This is a genomic window from Ornithinimicrobium sp., assembly GCF_030537745.1.
Taxonomy (GTDB): Bacteria; Actinomycetota; Actinomycetes; order Actinomycetales; family Dermatophilaceae; genus Ornithinicoccus.
Genome location: NZ_JAUNVI010000011.1, coordinates 20,998 through 37,844, shown reverse-complemented (window position 1 = coordinate 37,844; position 16,847 = coordinate 20,998). Strand labels below are relative to the sequence as shown.

Here is a 16,847-nt window from a genome sequence, read left to right as displayed (position 1 = left end):
ACCGCGCCGACCTCCCCAGGGCCGCTCACGCTTGAACCGACAGTGGCAGGCTGGACACATGCCCAACCGTCTCGCCGACAGCACCTCCCCCTACCTTCAGCAGCACCGCGACAACCCCGTCTCGTGGTGGGAATGGGGCGAGGAGGCGTTTGCCGAGGCCCGGCGCCGGGACGTGCCCATCTTCCTGTCGATCGGCTACGCCGCCTGTCACTGGTGCCACGTGATGGCGCACGAGTCCTTCGAGGACGAGACCGTCGGCGCGGCGCTGTCCGATGACTTCGTCGCCATCAAGGTGGATAGGGAGGAGCGTCCCGACGTCGACGCGGTCTACATGCAGGTCACGAGCGCGATGACCGGGCACGGTGGCTGGCCGATGACGTGCGTGCTCACGCCAGAGGGCGAGCCGTTCTGGGCCGGCACCTATCTGCCCCGGACGACGCTCCTGCGGCTTCTGGAGGCGGTGGCTCAGGACTGGCGCGCAGACCCGCAGCGTCTGCGCGAGGGCGGTGCTGCGGTGGTGAACGCGCTGCGGCAGGCGAGCACGGCACTCACGCGCGCCCCCGCCCTGACGGACGTGGACCTGGCGGCGGCGGCAACGGGGCTGGCCGCGGAGTACGACAGCCAGGAGGGCGGCTTCGGCGGGGCTCCCAAGTTTCCACCGGGGATGGTGCTCGCCTTCCTGCTGCGGCACCACGGTCGCAGCGGGGACGCCGCGTCCCTGCAGATGGTGCGGCACACGTGCGAGACGATGGCTCGCTCGGGCACCTACGACCAGGTCGACGGCGGCTTCGCCAGGTATGCCGTGGACCGCGCCTGGGTCGTGCCGCACTTCGAGAAGATGCTCTACGACAACGCCCTGCTGCTCGGGGTGTATGCCGATCTCGCGCGCGTCGATGAGACGGCGCGGCCGTGGGCCGAGCGCGTGGTCCGCGAGACGATCGACTGGCTGCTGCGCGAGATGTGGACGGAGCAGGCCGCCTTCGCGAGCTCGTTGGACGCCGACACGGAGGGCGTGGAGGGGCTCACCTACGTCTGGACGCCGGACCAGCTGCGAGCGGCGCTGGGCGAGGAGGACGGGGATCGCGCGGCCGGGCTCCTCGCGGTGACCGATTCCGGGACCTTCGAGCATGGCGCCTCCACCCTCCAGCTGCGTCAGGATCCCGAGGACGCGGCCTGGTGGCAGGCCACCCGTGAGCGTCTCCAGCTGCACCGCACGCTGCGCCCCCAGCCGCACCGGGACGACAAGGTCGTCACGGCCTGGAACGGACTGTTGATCGCCTCGCTCGCCCACGCGGCCTGGGTCTTTGACGAGCCGGACTGGATCGACGTCGCCGCGCGCTGCGCACGTTTCGTGCTTCACGAGCATGTGGTGGACGGTCGGCTGCGGCGCAGCTCACGGGACGGGCGGGTAGGTGCCGCGCTCGCGGTCGCCGAGGACTACGGCAACCTCGCGGACGGCCTGCTCGCCCTGCACCGCGCGACCGGAGACCCGGCGTGGCTCACGCAGGCCGGTCAGCTGGTCAGCACCGCAATCGACCTTTTCGGCACCCCCGACGGGTCGTTCTCGGCGACCGGGCACGACGCGGAGCGGCTCGTCCTCGAGCCCAGCGCGCAGGGTGACAACGCGGAGCCTGGCGGCCTCAGCTCGTTGGCGCTCGCGGTCCTGCGACATGGCGCGCAAGCGGCCGACGCGGCCCACCTGGATCTCGCGAGCACCGCGTTGGAGGGGATGGCAGCCATGGCGCGACAGGCCCCTCGGTTTGCCGGGTGGGCGTTGGTGGCGGCAGAAGAGCTGGCGAGCGGCCCGGTCCTGGTGAGCCTGTCGCCCGCCGACCATGACGACCATGAGGGGCTCGCTGCCGCCGCCCGGCAGGCCCCGGTCGCGACCCTCGTCATCGATGGCGACGCGGGCACTCCTGCCGTGGACGGTCAGCGCTGCGCGACCGTGTGCCGCGGCACGGTCTGTGGCCTACCGGTCACGGCCGGACCTGACCTGATGGCCCAGGTCACGGAGTAGTCGACGATGGACTCCCCACGGCTCGGCAGCAGACACCGATTCCCCGACGTGCCGGACCAGCACCCGGACCGGAGGGTCATCACCGCTTACGCTCGTCGCATGCGACGGTGGGCAGCAGGGGCAGCAATCACTCTGATGGCGCCTCTGGCGTTGACGGCCTGCGGTTTCTTCGGCAGTGATGACGCAGGCACGGGAAGCACCCCCGAGTCCCCCACGAGCAGTGAAGCCGCACAGACCGGAGAGCAGGACACCGGGCAGACCAGCGACCAGGCCTCCTCTGGTGGCGGCAGCGTGGCGTCCCCCGACGACGCGAAGGCGCCGGCAGAGGTGACGATCGCCGCGATCGGCGACATTCTGGCCCATTCCCGGCTCAACCTCACCGCCAACGAATACGCCGGTTACGCCGAGGGCAAGTACAACTACGACCCGATGTTTGCTGACGTCGCGCCATTGATCTCCTCGGCCGACCTGTCGTTGTGCCACATGGAGACGCCCCTGTCCCCGGACAACACCAACCTCTCGATCCCTGACATCTTGTCCTTCAACACCCCCCACGAGATGGCCACCGCGCTCGCCAAGGCCGGCATCGATGGCTGTGACTTCGCGTCCAACCACACCATGGATCGTGGGATCGACGGGCTCGCGGACACTGAGCAGGTGATCAGGGACGCGGGGCTGGGTTACGCCGGGCCGTCCGCGCACGAGGACCGAGCCGGCAAGGCGGAGTTCTACGACGTCAAGGGCGTCACCGTGGCCCACCTCGCCTACACCTACACCTTCCCCAACTCCGGTGGCCCGACGACGGACATCCCCGGCGAGGCCCCCTGGCTGATCGACGCCTCCTGGCCCTCCATCGGCAGCGAAGGGATCCTCCAGCAGTCGGCCAAGGCGAAGGCCGAGGGGGCCGACTTCGTCGTGGTGAGCATGCACTGGGGCGGGGAGTACCAGGCTGCGCCGTTGGACGAGCAACTGCAGATCGCGGACGACCTGCTCAGCTCCGACGACGTCGACCTCATTCTCGGCACCCACGTCCACGTCATCCAGCCGTGCCAGCGGATCAACGGCAAGGACGTGATCTACGGACTGGGCAACTTCCTGTCCAACCAGTCTCCCGACACCGCCAGCGTCCTGCTGCCCGCCACTCAGGAGGGCATGGTCGCGATATTCACCCTCAAGCGTGATGCCGACGGCGTGGTCACGACCGAGATGTCCTACCAGCCCACCCGGGTCGAGATCACGCCCGGGACCAAGCCCGGCCCACACATCGTGCGTCTGGTCGGCCCCGACAACTACCCGCAGACGTGGGAGCGCACCACCGCCACCGTCGACCTGCTCGGCGGTTGCGACCAGTTGGTGCTGCAGCCCTGAGGGGTCAGGCCGGTGGGTCGGCCTGACGCACCTCCGCGATGATCGCTTCGGCGGCTCCGGTGACCGGAACCTCCCGGCGCTCGCCGGTGCGGCGGTCCTTGATCTCGATCGAGCCCTCCGCGAGCCCGCGGCCCACGACGACGATGGTCGGCACACCGAGCAGCTCGGCGTCCTTGAACTTCACGCCGGGGCTGACCTTGAGGCGGTCGTCATAGATGACCTCTAGGCCCTGCGTCTCGAGGTCGCCGACCAGTCCCTCGGCGTAGTCGAAGATCGCCTGGTCTTTGCCGGTCGCGACCACGTGCACATCGGCCGGGGCCAGCGCGCGGGGCCAGGCCAGGCCGATATCGTCGTGCGTCGCCTCGGCGACCGCTGCCACGGCCCGTGAGACGCCCACGCCGTAGGAGCCCATCGTGACCGTCACCAACTTGCCGTGCTCATCCAGGACCTTGAGGCCGAGGGCCTCGGCATACTTGCGCCCCAACTGGAAGATGTGACCCATCTCGATCCCACGTGCCAGCGTCAGGGTGCCAGCCCCGTCCGGGCTCGGGTCACCCTCGCGGAGCTCGGCGGCCTGGACGATGCCGTCGGCACTGAAGTCGCGACCGTGAACCAGGTCGAAGACGTGCTTACCCGGCTCGTCGGCGCCGGTGATCCAGGCCGATCCGTCGGCCACGCTCGGGTCCAGCAGATACCTGATCCCACTTCCGCCGGGGGCCGTCGGGTGCTCGCCGAGCACGCCCGGGCCGAGGTAGCCCTTGGCCAACATCGGGAAGGCGGCAAAGTCCTTTTCCTCGAACGGTTCCCACTGCGCCGGTGCCACCTGCGCCCCGAGCCGCTTGGCGTCAAGCTCACGATCGCCGGGCAGCCCGATCGCGAGCGGTTCGGTCCGCCCGTCTGGGTAGGTGAGCACGACGACGACGTTCTTGAGCGTGTCGGCGCCCGTCCAGGCCCGCCCGTCGGCGCGCGGGTAGAGGGCGTTGGCCTGGTCGACGAGGGTCGCGATCGTGGGGCTGTCCGGCGTGTCTTCGACGTGCGCGGCCGGCGTCGCCGCGCAGTCGACAGGATCGGCCAGCGGCACCACGACCGCCTCGACGTTTGCCGCATACCCGGACGCCTCGCACCGCACGAAGGTGTCCTCACCGACGGGGCTCACCGCGAGGAACTCCTCACTCGCCGAGCCTCCCATCGCACCGGAGTCGGCGTGCACGATGACGTAGTCGAGGCCGAGACGGTCGAACATCTTCACGTAGGCACCGCGGTGGCGCTGGTAGGCCGCCTCGAGCCCCTCATCGGCGACATCGAAAGAGTAGGAGTCCTTCATGATGAACTCCCGACCGCGCAGCAGGCCTGCTCGCGGACGGGCCTCGTCGCGATACTTCGTCTGAACCTGATACAGCGTCAACGGCAGGTCCTTGTAGGAGCTGCACAGGTCCTTGACCGCGAGCGTGAACATCTCCTCGTGCGTCGGCCCGAGCAGCATGTCGACGCCCTTGCGGTCCTTGAGGCGGAACAGGTTGTCGCCATACTCCGTCCAGCGGTTGGTGGCCTCATAGGGCTCGCGGGGCAGCAGCCCCGGGAAGCTCAGCTCCTGGCCCCCGATGGCGTCCATCTCCTCGCGGACGATCTGCTCGACCTTGCGCAGCACCTTCAGGCCCAGCGGCAGCCAGGAGTAGACGCCGGGCGCGGCACGCCGGATGTAGCCGGCGCGCACGAGCAGCTTGTGTCCGGGCAGTTCGGCGTCGGCCGGGTCCTCGCGCAGGGTCCGCAGGAACAGGGTCGACAGGCGCATGGCCACGAGGGGCACTCCTAGGGTGGGGCAGGGGTCGGACGCGCCGAGCCTACCTGTCCACCCAGTCGTGGACGAAGGCGATATCGCCGCTCAGGCGAGCGCCCAACCGTGTGCAGGTATGGCGAGGGGCCCCGTCTGCGTCTCCAGCTCGACCACCTCATCGGTCAGGTTGAGTCCTAGGGTCAGGCGCCGATCGGCCTCTGGCCCCGGTGCTCCGACGAGGTCGATCGTCATCGTCTCGTTGGTGACCTCGCGCGCGGTGGCCGTGGCGGTGGCCAACCAAGGATGGGTGCGGCGCAGGTGGATGACCTGTCGGTACTCCCGCAGCACGGCCGCACCAACGGACGCCAGCTCCTCGGGGTGGTCGGGGAACGGCGGCCGCACAGCGTCATCCCCACCGGGCTGGTCGAGCTTCTCCCCCGTGAACCCCTGCTCGTCCCCCGCGTAGACGGACGGGACGCCGGGCAGCAGGCAGGACAGCGCGATCGCCATCCCCAGGTGCGCTGGGTGAGTGAGCTTGGTCGCGATCCTGGTGGTGTCGTGGTTGCCGATGAAAGTTTGCGGCAGGAAGGCGGCGCAGAACTCGGCGTGCCGTTTCAGCCCCCAGGCCAACTCGTGCAGGTTGGTGTCGTTCAGTGAGCTCCAGATGGCCTTCCACAACTCGTACTGCGTCACCGAGTCCACCCCCGACTGCTGCACGAATTGCAGGTAGTCGCCGTGGATGACCTCACCGAGGATCCAGCAGTGCGGATGGCGCTCACGCACCCGTTCGATGATAGGTCGCCAGGCGCCCGCACCGGGCGCGTACGCCGCGTCCAGCCGCCAGCCGTCAGCCCCGGCGAGGAGCCAGTAGTCCATCACCTCGACGACGTAGTCCTGGACCGGGGGGTGGGTCAGGTCGAGCTCGACGAGGTCGAGGTTGCCCTCGAACCCGCGCGGGTGCTCGCCCACCCACCGCAGCCAGGCCCGGTCCTGCGGTGAGGCGTCCTGCCGGAGGGCGCGCAGCACGACCGGGTGATCCGCGGAGAGGTGGTTGAAGACCCCGTCCAGGAGGACCCGCACCCCTCGCTGGCGCGCCTCGTCGAAGAGCTCTCGCAGGTCGCCCTCATCTCCCAGGCGCGGGTCCACCCGGTAGTGGTCGAGGGTGTCGTAGCCATGGCTGGTCGAGGCGAAAACCGGACCCAGGAGCAGTCCGTTGGCACCCAGTTGCAGAAGGTAGTCGAGCCAACCCACGAGCTTGGGCAGCCGGTGCTGCACTGCCAGGTCAGGGGCGTCGGCGGCGTCGGCGGCCGCCGCCCGTGGCTGTGCCCCGACGAAGCCCAGCGGGTAGACGTGCCACCAGATCACCGTGTCCGCCCACCCCTGGTCGCTCATCTGGCACCTGCAAGGGCCGCGACGCCCTCGAGGAGTCGGTCGACCTCTCGCGGCGTCGAGTAGGGCGCCATCCCGACCCGCACCCCCCCGGCGCTCCCCAGCCCGAGACGGTGTGAGAGCTCCCAGGCGTAGAAGTGAGAGGAGGGGGCATTGACGTCCAGGGTCGCCAGGTGGCGGTGCACGGCGGCTGGCTCGACGCCGTCGATGGTGAACAGCAAGGTGGGAGTGCGGTGGGTGGCCCGGGAGTGGACGCGCACTCCTTCGATGGCGGCCAGACCATCCTCGGCACGGATCCGGAGGGCGTCCTCGTGCTCCTCCAGGGCGGCGAAGGCGGCGCTGAGCAGGTCTGCCCGGGCAGCGCCAGCCCGGCCATTGGCCAGCCCGGCGATGAAGTCGACGGTCGCGGTGGTGCCAGCGAGCAGCTCATACGGCAAGGTCCCCAGCTCGAAGCGCTCTGGGACGTCCTGCGAGGAGGGCAGCAGCTTGTCCGGGCGCAGGCCCTCGAGCAGGCCGAGCCGTCCGCAGGTGACGCCCAGATGCGGGCCGAAGAACTTGTAGGGCGAGCACGCCAGGAGGTCGGCGCCGAGGCTTTCGCGGTTCAGGCGCGAGTGGGCGGCCAGGTGCACGGCGTCGACGTGCACCAGCGCACCGGCGTCATGGGCGGCGTCGATGATCGCCCGCAGGTCGGGGCGGGTGCCGATGAGGTTGGACGCCCCCGTCACCGCCACGAGTCGCGTGCGGTCGGACAGGACTGAGGTGACCGCCTCCAGGGGCAGCTCCCCGGTCTGGGGGTCGACCTCGGCCGACCGGACCGTGGCGCCTACTGCCTCGGCGGCGATGACCCAGGGGCGGATGTTGCCGTCGTGGTCCAAGGAGGTGACGACGACCTCGTCGCCCGGTCCCCACCCGTGCGAACGTGCCAGGGTCCGCGCGAGGTCCATGGTCAGGGCAGTCATGCTCCGCCCGAAGATCACCGTCCTGGGGTCGGTGCCGAGGAAGTCCCCCATCGCCGCGCGCGCTGCGACGACGACCGCGTCGGCACGTTGCTCGGCTGCCGTGACAGAGCCCCGGTTGGCGATCGAGGAGCCCAGGGTGGCGGCGACTGCGTGCGCGACCGAGCTCGGCGTCTGAGACCCACCGGGCCCGTCGAAGTGGGCTGTCCCTGTGGCGAGCGCGGGAAATTGGGCGCGGAGGGCTGCGACATCGAGCGTCATACCGCTCAGGCTAGAGCAGTGCGCCGCCTACGATGCAGGCATGCAAGCTGCGCCGCCGGAAGCACCCCGCACGTCTGCCCCGGATCCAGCGGTGCGCACCCGGGCCAACCTGCTCCTGGTGCTCACCGCCGCGATCTGGGGGTTTGGGTTCGTGGCGCAGCGGCTGGGGGCCGAGCACATGGGGGCGATGAGTTTTAACGCGGCCCGGTTCGCTATCGGCGCGGTGTCGCTGCTCCCCCTGATCTGGTGGCTGGTCCGTCATCGACGTCGCTCCCCCGAGACCGTGGTGGCCTATCCGGGGCCTCCGGCCGGCGAGGCCCCGGCACCCATGAGCCGCACTCCCCGATCTCCCTACCTGCCAGGACTCGTCACGGGCGCGGTGATCTTCACGGCAGCCAGCTTGCAGCAGTTGGGGATCGCCAGCACGACCGCAGGCAAGGCGGGCTTTATCACCGGCCTCTACATCGTGCTCGTCCCTGTGCTCGGACTGGCCCTTGGGCACCGCGCGACGGTGGCGATCTGGATGGGGCTTGCGCTGGCCGTGCCCGGCCTCTACCTGCTGAGCATGACCAAGGATTTCACGATCGCGACCGGCGACCTGCTCGTGCTCGTCAGCGCGTTCTTCTGGGCGGCCCACATCCTGGTGATCGACCATTACGTCGAGACGGTGGATGCGTTGCAGTTGTCGGCCCTGCAGTTCGCCGCGTGCGCGCTGCTCAGCACAGGGGCAGCCTTTCTCTTCGAGGCCGCACCCTTCACCGGGCTCGGTCCCGCGCTGGGTGCAGTCCTCTACGGCGGTGTGCTCGCAGTCGGGATGGCCTACACGCTGCAGGTCGTGGCTCAACGGGACGCCAAGGCCTCGCATGCCGCCATGTTGCTGAGCCTCGAGGCCGTCTTCGGTGCCCTTGGCGGTTGGCTGATCCTGGGCGAGGTGCTCAGCCCAAGGATGCTGCTGGGCTGCGCCCTGATGATGGCCGGGATCCTGGTCTCGCTGCGCGGGACCGAGATCAGCGCCGAATCCTGACCTCGACCTGGACCTGTCCCTTGCCTGGCCTTCCCCAGTGCGGCTAGATCCCGAGATAGGCCGCGACGATGCCCTCGTCCTCCAGCAGCGTCGTACCCGGTCCGGACTGCACGATCTCGCCGCTGGACAGGACGTAGCCGTGGTCGGCCGCACGCAGCGCGCGACGAGCGTTCTGCTCCACGAGCAACACGCTGGTCCCGCTGGCGCGGATCTCCTGGATCACCGCGAAGACGTCATCGACGATCTTGGGCGCCAGGCCCATGGACGGCTCATCGAGCAGCATGAGCAATGGCTCCGCGACCAGCGCACGACCGATGGCGAGCATCTGCTGCTCGCCGCCGGAGAGACTGCCCGCCGGAAGATGGCGGCGTTCCCGGAGCACCGGGAAACGGTCGTAGACCTCGTCGGTACGAGCCCCGGAGGTGTACCAGGCGCCGAGTTGGAGATTTTCCTCGATCGTCAGCGTCCCCAAGATCTGCCGTCCCTCCGGGATCTGGACCAGGCCCTTCTTCACCAGGGTGTGGGCGTGCGACCGGGTGATGTCCGCACCGTCGAAGGTGATCTTTCCCGAGGAGGGGCGCACGACGCCACTGATCGCGTTGATGATCGAGGACTTGCCCGCGCCGTTGGCACCGACCAGGGTGACCAGGCCACCGCGAGGGACGGAGAAACTGACGCCGCGGACCGCCTGGACCCGGCCGTAGCTGACCGCGAGGTCCTCGACCGTCAGGATCGTGTCGGTCATGGTGCCTCCTCCATGGGCCCGTGCCCAGCCTCATGGACAGTGCGCACGCTCTGCTCCTCACTTTCCTCGTCGCCACCGAGGTATGCCTCGACGACGACAGGATTGTCCATGATTTCTTCAGGCGTGCCCATCGCGATGACCTTCCCGAAGTTGAGCACCACGATGCGGCTGCAGGTCTTCATCACCATCCCCACGTTGTGCTCGATGAGCAGGATCGTGAGTCCTTCGCTGGCCAGCGAGCCAATCAGCTCGGACAGCGCGTCAGCCTCGACGTGGTTCATGCCCGCGGCCGGCTCGTCGAGGATGAGCAGGGACGGGTCACTAGCCAGCGCGCGGGCAATCTCTAGGCGCCGCTGGTCGCCGTAGGACAACGCCGAGGCATAACTGCGCGCCTTGTCGGAGAGACCGACCCGCTCTAGGCACCGCGCGGCGTGATCGATGACGACAGCCTCGTCGCGGCGGGCGCCCGGCAGCCACAGCAGGCGGCGCAGGAACGTCGGTCGGCTCACGGCGTGCGCACCCACCAGCACGTTCTCCAGCGCCGACAGGCGCGGGAAGAGCTTGGAGTGCTGGAAGGTCCGGCTCACGCCCGCCTGGGCGACCTTGTGCACCTTGGTCTTGCCGGGCTCGGTCCCGAGCACCTCGAAGGTGCCCGACGTCGGCGCGATCAGGCCGCTGATCATGTTGACCAGCGTCGTCTTGCCAGCGCCATTGGGACCGATGAGGCCCACGATCTCGCCGGAGCCGATGCTCAGGTCGATGCCTTGGACCGCGTGCACCCCGCCGTAGGCCTTGGCACCACCCTGGATCGCCACCACCGGCTCACCCGTCACCGGGTGGGCGCGGGTGATCAGGCCGGAACGGTCGCCACTCAGGTCGCCGCCGGCGGTGGCCACCTTGACCATCCGACGAGGCAGTAAGGACGCCAGCCCGCCGGGGAGGAAGAGGATGACCAGCAGGAGCAGCAGGCTCGCCAGGAAGGGGCGGATCCAGTTCGCCTCGAGCCCGATCACCCGCTGCACCTCGGGCACCATCGTGAGGAAACCCGACCCGAACAACGGCCCTAGCCACATGGTGGAGCCGCCGACTACGGCCGTGACCAGCCCGTCGATGGCGCGGCTGAAGTCGAAGTCCTCCGGTGCCAGCAGCCGCACGTAGTAGGCCCACAGCACTCCGTAGAGTCCTGCGATGGCGCCGGCAGCGGTGAACGCGGCCAGCCGGTGCCGGCCGACGTCGATACCCATCGCGCGGGCGGCCAGCTCATCCTCGCGGATTGCCGCCAGCGCACGACCAAAGCTGCTCGGTCCCTGTCGCCAGAACCAGTAGACGACGAGCGCGAGGGCCACCCAGGCGATGAGCGGAGTGACCACCTTGGGCACGGACATGCCGTTGGCGCCCCCGGTCCACTCCGCGTTGATCAGCAAGATCCGCACCGCTTCGGCGAATCCCAGGGTCGCGATCGCCAGGAAGACGCCACGCAGATGCATGGTGGGCAGGCCCAGCACGATCGCGGCCACCGAGCCGACGACCATGCCGATGACGATCGCCACCAGCAGGGAGGGCAGCTCCCCGATCTCGGCGGGCGAGGGCGCCCAGGCGGCAGCGGTGAAGCCGCCGAGCGCGGCAAACCCGGCCTGGCCAAGGCTGAGCTCGCCGGCGACGAGCACGGCATAGAAGGAGTAGGCCAGGATCGCGTTGAGGGCGATGAAGACAACGACTGCCTCGCTCATCAGACCTCCCGCACGCGGCGACTGCCGAACAGGCCCTGGGGGCGGACGATGAGCAGCGCGAAGAGCAGCCCGAAGGCCACCAGGTCCCGCCAGCTGGAGCCGATGTACTGGACCGCGAACACCTCGGCCAGCCCCAGCATGAGGCCGCCCAGCAGGGCACCGGGCAGCGAGCCCATGCCCCCGACGATGATGACCGCCAGACCCTTGAGCTCGATCGCCGACCCCATGCCCAGCTGGGCGGAGTTGACGTTGAGCGCGAAGAGCACGCCCGCGACAGCACCGAGCGCCGAGGACAGCGCGAAGGTGGTCGCCGTCACCAGGTTGACGTTGATGCCCAGGACGGTGGCCGCCTTCGGGTTCTCCGCGACTGCCCGCATGGCCCGACCCAGCCGGGTCTTGGCCACCAGCCAGGTGAGCCCGACCATCAGGAGGATCGAGATCGCCACGATGGCCACCTGCAGCACGGTCACCCGCGCCCCCGCCACCTCGAAAGCGGTCGAGGGGAAGGAGTCGACCGGGAAGCGCCGGGTGTCCGGCCCGTAACGCGCCAGGAGCAGCGCGATGAACATCCCCGCCAGGCCGATCGAGGAGATCAGCCCGGCGAAGTGTCCGTCGGGTCTGTCGCGAAGCGGACGGAAGGCGACCACGTCGATGACCACGCCCAGGACCGCCCCGATCAAGGCGACCACGGGGATCGCCAGCCAGATCGACATACCCGCGACCGCGACCAGCTCGATGCCCACGAACGCCGCTACTGCGAAGACGGCCGGGTGCGCCAGGTTGAGCCGGTCGAGGATGCCGAAGACGAGCGTGAACCCGATTGCGAACAGCGCGTAGATAGAGCCGAGGAAGACCCCGTTGAGGAGTTGCTGCATCAGTTCAGGACGGTGAAGGCGCCATCCTTGACGACCTGGACGACAGCGTCGTGCTCGGCGTCGCGGTCAGCATTAATGGAGAAGGTCCCAAGCACGGTGTCCAGGTCCTTGATCTGGCCCAGGCCGGACTTGATGTCCTCACGCTCACCCGAGCAGTTGGCCTTGACGGCAGCGTCGATCACCATCAGGCCGGTGTAGGCCTGCGCGGCGAACTGGTCGGGCTGAGCGCCGAACTTGGCCTCGAAGTCCTTGAGGAAGGCGGTGTTGAGCTCTCCCTCGGAGGCGGAGTTCCACGCGGCACCGACGACGACGCCCTCGGCCGCCTCGCCGCCGTCCGACATGAGCTTGGGGTTGTTGAAGCCGTTGCCGCCGATGATCGGCATGTCTAGGCCGAGCTCGCGAGCCTGGGTGACCAGCGGGATAGCCGCCTCGATCAAGCCGGAGACGACCAGCGCGTCCGGCTGCGACGCCTTGGCCTCGGTCAGGAGCGGACGGAAGTCGGTGTCGGCCTTGGAGAAGGTCAGGGTCTGTGCGATCTCGACGCCCTCGTCCTTCAACGCTGCCTCGAACACCTTGAACCCGGACTCGGTGAAAGCGTCGTCGTTGGAGTACATGACGACGACCTTCTTGAGTCCGTACGCCTCGGTGGCCTTGGCGACGGTCTGCGGGATGACCTGGCCCTCGGTCAGGGAGTCGCGGAAGATGTAGTCGCCCTGCTCAGTGATCCCGGCTGCGGTGTTGGAGATGGCCAGCACGGGGACCTTCTTCTCCTGGGCGACCGGCTGAGCCTGGAAGGCAGTGTTGGACAGCGTCGGGCCGATGATGACGCTCTTGTCCTTGGTCAGCGCCTCGAAGAGGGTGATGCCCTGGCGGGGGTCGGTCTGGTCATCCTCGATCTTGAGGTCGTACTTGATCTTGTCGTTCTTGGCGAGCGCCTCGGCGGCCAGCTCCAGACCCTTCTTCTGGGACTCGCCATAGGAGGCGGCCGCACCCGTCAGGGACAGGGCCGCACCGACCGGGATCGGGGTCGCGATGGTGCACTCGGCGCCGGTGCCGGTGCCCTTGAGGCCATCGGCGGCTCCAGAAGCACCGGCCGCACCGGAAGCGTCGGTGCTCTCGCCGCCGCTGCCGCAGGCCGCCAGCACCAGGGTCATGGTTCCGGCGATGGCAAGGGTCTTGAACGTGCGCAACATGGATGGTCCTCCGGGGTGGGGTGGTGGTGATTGGTGGGGTGGTGGTGAGTGGCGGGTGAAACTGATGGATCAGGCGCGAGCACGCAGCGGAGCGTGCTCGGGGGTCAGCTCGGACAGATGGGTGGCGCCAAGAAGTTTGAGGGTGCGGTGAACCTGACTGGTGAGGATCTCCAGCGCCCGTTCGACACCCGGCTCGCCACCGGCCATGAGGCCGTAGAGGTAGGCGCGTCCGACCATCACGGCGTCAGCGCCATGGGCGACGGCTGCGACGATGTCGGCGCCGTTGCGGACCCCGCCATCGATGAGCAGGGGCACTTCGGGCCCGACCGCGGCACGGATCTGTGGGAGCAGCTCCAGCGGGGCAACGGCCCGATCGAGCTGGCGACCGCCGTGGTTGGAGATGACCAGCCCGTCGACCCCGAGGTCCACCAGGTCTGTGGCATCCTGCGGGTGCTGGATGCCCTTGACGACGATCCGCCCGGGCCACTGCTCGCGGAGCCACGCGAGGTCCTCGGTGGTGACCCCGGCGTCAAACATCCGGTCCACGAGGTCGGCCACCGTGCCGCCGGACGTGCGCAGCGAAGCGAACTCGATCGGCTCGCTGGTGAGCAGGTTGACCCACCACCGGGGGTGCATCGCCATACCGCCCAGCGTCTTGACGGTCAGGGCCGGCGGGATGGTCAGGCCGTTGCGCACGTCGCGAAGCCGTTGACCCGCGACCGCGGTGTCGACCGTGAGCATGAGGGTCTGGAAGCCAGCCGCAGCCGCACGCCGGATCAGCGCCTGTGAGGCGTCCCGGTCCTTCCACAGGTAGAGCTGGAACCAGCGCTGCACGCTCGGGACATCGGCTGCCAAGTCCTCGACCGAGACGGTGCCCATCGTGGACAGCGTGTAGGGCACGCCCGCCCGCGCAGCCGCGGCGGCCACCGCCCACTCCCCCTCGGTGTGCATCATCCGGGTGAAGCCGGTGGGAGCCAGGATCAACGGGATGGGGCTGGTCACCCCGAGCAGGTCGATGCTCGGATCCACGTGCCGCACGTCACGCAGGACGTGCGGGCGGAACTCCACGGAGTCAAAGGCCTGTCGGGACCTGGCCAGCGACACCTCGGCCTCGGCTGCCCCGTCGACATAGTCGAAGACCGCTCGTGGCGTGCGGCGCCGGGCGATCAGGCGCAGGTCCTCGATGGTCGCAGCACGTCGCAGCGCAGCCTCGGTGCGGCGCCATGACGGCGGGTCGAGCCGCACGAGCGGCTTGAGCTCGGACCAGCGGGGCACCTGACGACGCAGGGGGGACATGGTTCTCCTGGAAATGCATAGTTATGCGGGCCAACGAGTCTCCGCACGTCCTCGACACTTTAGTCCGGCCCGGCCCCTTGCCCCAACCCAGCCCTGGAATCGTCACCGACCTGTGATGGAGTGACCACATGGACACGCCCGACCCTCACCTATGGCTCGAAGTTGTCGAGTCATCAGTTGCACTGGAGTGGGTCAGCGCCCGCAGCCGTGCCGCCGAGCGGCAGCTGCAGGCCCTGCCCCTCTATCCCGACCTGCACACCGGCATCCGCGATGCGCTGGAGGCCAGCGACCGCATCCCGCTGGTCAGCCAGGTCGGCGACCTGCTCTACGGCTTCTGGACCGACGCCGATCATCCGCGCGGGGTATGGCGACGCACCACGTGGGAGTCCTACCGCACCGTCGAGCCCGAGTGGGAGGTGCTCCTCGACGTGGACGCGCTGGGGGCCACCGAGGGCATCCCGTGGGTGTGGCAGGGCGCGAGCATCCTCCGCCCGTCCTTCGACCGGGCCCTGGTGCACCTGTCCCGAGGCGGCTCGGACGCCGGCACCACCCGGGAGCTCGACCTCGCGACCCTGGAGTGGGTGCCCGAGCCGGCGGGCTTCGCCAAGGCCGAGGCCAAGGGCCGGTTGGCCTGGCGCGATCGCGACCACGTCTGGCTGACCACGGCCGCGGACCCGACGGGGGCGACCCGCTCTGGCTATCCACGCACCCTGCGTCTGTGGGAGCGCGGCACGCCGATCGAGACGGCTGCCGTGGTCCACACCGTCGACGAGTCGGACCTGGGGCTCTTCGTCGAACACGACCAGCGATCCGGTCGGACGCTCCTGCGCCGCGCCATCACCTTCTACACCGAGCAGGTGATGGTGCTGGGTGAGGACGGCCAGCTCGACCAACTCCCCGTCCCCGACAGCGCCGACGTCTCGGTGCATCAGGACTGGGTGGCGCTGCGTCTGCGGCACGCCTGGACTCCTTGGGCACAGACGGTCATCGATCCGACGCCGGAGACGCCAGCGGCACCACTGCCCGCTGGCTCACTGCTGGTCTCGAGCTTGACCGACGCGCTCGCGGGACGATCCACCTGGACGCCCCTGTTCGTGCCCGATGACCGCTCTGCCCTGGTCGACCTGACCTGGACCGAGCACCACCTGGTCACGACCGTCCTCGTCGATGTCCGCCACACGGTGCAGCTGCAGCGCCACTGCCCCACCACCGCTGGCGCCTGGTCTTCCCAGGACATCACGGCTGACCTTGACCTGGGATTGCAGACCGTCAGCGTGTCTGCGGTCGACGACGACACCTGTGACGACCTATGGCTCGTGACGACCGGCTTTCTCGAGCCGATGTCGCTCGCGGTCGCCCGCGTGGACGGCCCGGGAGTCGCGCTGGAGCAGCTGAAGACCGCTCCGGCACGTTTCGACGCAGCGGGCCTGGAGGTGACGCAGCACTTCGCGACCTCGTCCGACGGGACGCGGGTCCCCTACTGGCAGGTCGGCCCGTCCGACCTGCCCGCCGACGGCAGTACGCCCACCGTCCTGCACGGTTACGGCGGCTTCGAGCAGGCGTTAACCCCTGCCTACGATCCGATCGTCGGACGGTCCTGGTTGGCTCACGGCTTCGTCCACGTGGTCGCCGGGATCCGGGGCGGCGGCGAGTATGGCCCACGGTGGCACCAGGCCGCCCTGCAGGCGCAACGGCCGCGGGCCTACGAGGACTTCGTCGCGGTCGCGCGGGACCTGGTTGCCCGCCGAGTAACCCGCGTCGAACGGCTGGGGTGCACGGGACGCTCCAACGGCGGCCTGCTCGTCGGCAACATGCTGACGCAGTACCCCGAAGACTTCGGGGCCATCGTCTGCCAGGTGCCGCTGCTGGACATGCAGCGCTATCACCGCCTCCTCGCGGGCTCGTCCTGGATGGCTGAGTATGGCGACCCCGACGATGCGGAGCAGTGGGAGTGGCTCCAGACGTTCTCGCCCTACCAGCTGCTGGACCCGCAGCGTCCGACGCCGCCGGTCTATTTGTCGACATCGACGCGAGACGACCGGGTGCACCCCGCGCACGCGCGCAAGATGACCGCCGCCCTGGAGGATCTCGGCCGGGATGTCACCTACTGGGAGAACACCGAGGGTGGGCATGGAGGCGCCAGCACCGCCGACCAGTGGGCCACCTGGCACGCACTGTCCTGGGCCTTCTTGCACGCCAGACTCGCTGCCTCCTGACCA

Annotated in this window: 12 protein-coding genes; 4 read left to right on the top strand and 8 right to left on the bottom strand. The window is 69.2% G+C overall.

The features are described from left to right. Positions 1 to 58: 58 nt before the first annotated feature. Both Q4P07_RS04255 and Q4P07_RS04250 read left to right on the top strand, forming a co-directional pair. Positions 59 to 2,017 (top strand): thioredoxin domain-containing protein, encoded by a 1,959-nt coding sequence (locus Q4P07_RS04255; protein ID WP_303373656.1) that lies wholly within the window; start codon positions 59 to 61, stop codon positions 2,015 to 2,017. A gap of 99 nt (positions 2,018 to 2,116) precedes the next feature. Then, positions 2,117 to 3,385, top strand: a complete 1,269-nt coding sequence (locus Q4P07_RS04250) for a CapA family protein (protein WP_303373655.1) — start codon at positions 2,117 to 2,119, stop codon at positions 3,383 to 3,385. A 4-nt stretch (positions 3,386 to 3,389) separates the two neighbouring features. Here Q4P07_RS04250 and Q4P07_RS04245 read toward each other — a convergent pair whose 3' ends face one another. From Q4P07_RS04245 to Q4P07_RS04235, 3 genes are all read right to left on the bottom strand, one after another. Further along, positions 3,390 to 5,177 (bottom strand): proline--tRNA ligase, encoded by a 1,788-nt coding sequence (locus Q4P07_RS04245; RefSeq protein WP_303373654.1) that lies wholly within the window; start codon positions 5,175 to 5,177, stop codon positions 3,390 to 3,392. 90 nt (positions 5,178 to 5,267) lie between these two features. After that, positions 5,268 to 6,551, bottom strand: a complete 1,284-nt coding sequence (locus tag Q4P07_RS04240; RefSeq protein WP_303373653.1) for an alpha-amylase family glycosyl hydrolase — start codon at positions 6,549 to 6,551, stop codon at positions 5,268 to 5,270. Further along, complete coding sequence (locus Q4P07_RS04235; RefSeq protein ID WP_303373652.1) at positions 6,548 to 7,765, bottom strand: cysteine desulfurase-like protein; 1,218 nt, start codon at positions 7,763 to 7,765, stop codon at positions 6,548 to 6,550. Before Q4P07_RS04235 ends, Q4P07_RS04240 begins: the two co-directional genes overlap by 4 nt. Before the next feature lie 40 nt (positions 7,766 to 7,805). On the opposite strand from Q4P07_RS04235, the gene Q4P07_RS04230 reads away from it, so the two are divergent. Further along, on the top strand, positions 7,806 to 8,789 hold the full coding sequence (locus Q4P07_RS04230) for a DMT family transporter (RefSeq protein ID WP_303373651.1): 984 nt from the start codon (positions 7,806 to 7,808) through the stop codon (positions 8,787 to 8,789). Between the two features lie 43 nt (positions 8,790 to 8,832). Here Q4P07_RS04230 and Q4P07_RS04225 read toward each other — a convergent pair whose 3' ends face one another. From Q4P07_RS04225 to Q4P07_RS04205, 5 genes are all read right to left on the bottom strand, one after another. Next, positions 8,833 to 9,534 carry an ABC transporter ATP-binding protein gene (locus Q4P07_RS04225; protein ID WP_303373650.1) on the bottom strand — a complete coding sequence of 234 codons (702 nt, stop codon included), beginning with the start codon at positions 9,532 to 9,534 and terminating at the stop codon, positions 8,833 to 8,835. Continuing rightward, the gene (locus Q4P07_RS04220) at positions 9,531 to 11,264 is read right to left on the bottom strand and encodes an ATP-binding cassette domain-containing protein (RefSeq protein WP_303373649.1); all 1,734 of its coding nucleotides are present in this window, start codon (positions 11,262 to 11,264) and stop codon (positions 9,531 to 9,533) included. The genes Q4P07_RS04225 and Q4P07_RS04220 overlap by 4 nt, the downstream gene beginning before the upstream one ends. Continuing rightward, positions 11,264 to 12,139 carry a branched-chain amino acid ABC transporter permease gene (locus Q4P07_RS04215; RefSeq protein WP_303373648.1) on the bottom strand — a complete coding sequence of 292 codons (876 nt, stop codon included), beginning with the start codon at positions 12,137 to 12,139 and terminating at the stop codon, positions 11,264 to 11,266. Before Q4P07_RS04215 ends, Q4P07_RS04220 begins: the two co-directional genes overlap by 1 nt. After that, positions 12,139 to 13,332 (bottom strand): ABC transporter substrate-binding protein, encoded by a 1,194-nt coding sequence (locus Q4P07_RS04210; RefSeq protein ID WP_303373647.1) that lies wholly within the window; start codon positions 13,330 to 13,332, stop codon positions 12,139 to 12,141. Before Q4P07_RS04210 ends, Q4P07_RS04215 begins: the two co-directional genes overlap by 1 nt. A gap of 69 nt (positions 13,333 to 13,401) precedes the next feature. Next, positions 13,402 to 14,628: an alpha-hydroxy acid oxidase gene (locus tag Q4P07_RS04205; RefSeq protein WP_303373646.1), complete on the bottom strand. Its 1,227-nt coding sequence runs from the start codon at positions 14,626 to 14,628 to the stop codon at positions 13,402 to 13,404. 128 nt (positions 14,629 to 14,756) lie between these two features. On the opposite strand from Q4P07_RS04205, the gene Q4P07_RS04200 reads away from it, so the two are divergent. Then, a complete protein-coding gene (locus Q4P07_RS04200; RefSeq protein WP_303373645.1) occupies positions 14,757 to 16,844 on the top strand; it encodes a prolyl oligopeptidase family protein in 2,088 nt (695 codons plus the stop codon). Positions 16,845 to 16,847: the final 3 nt, after the last annotated feature.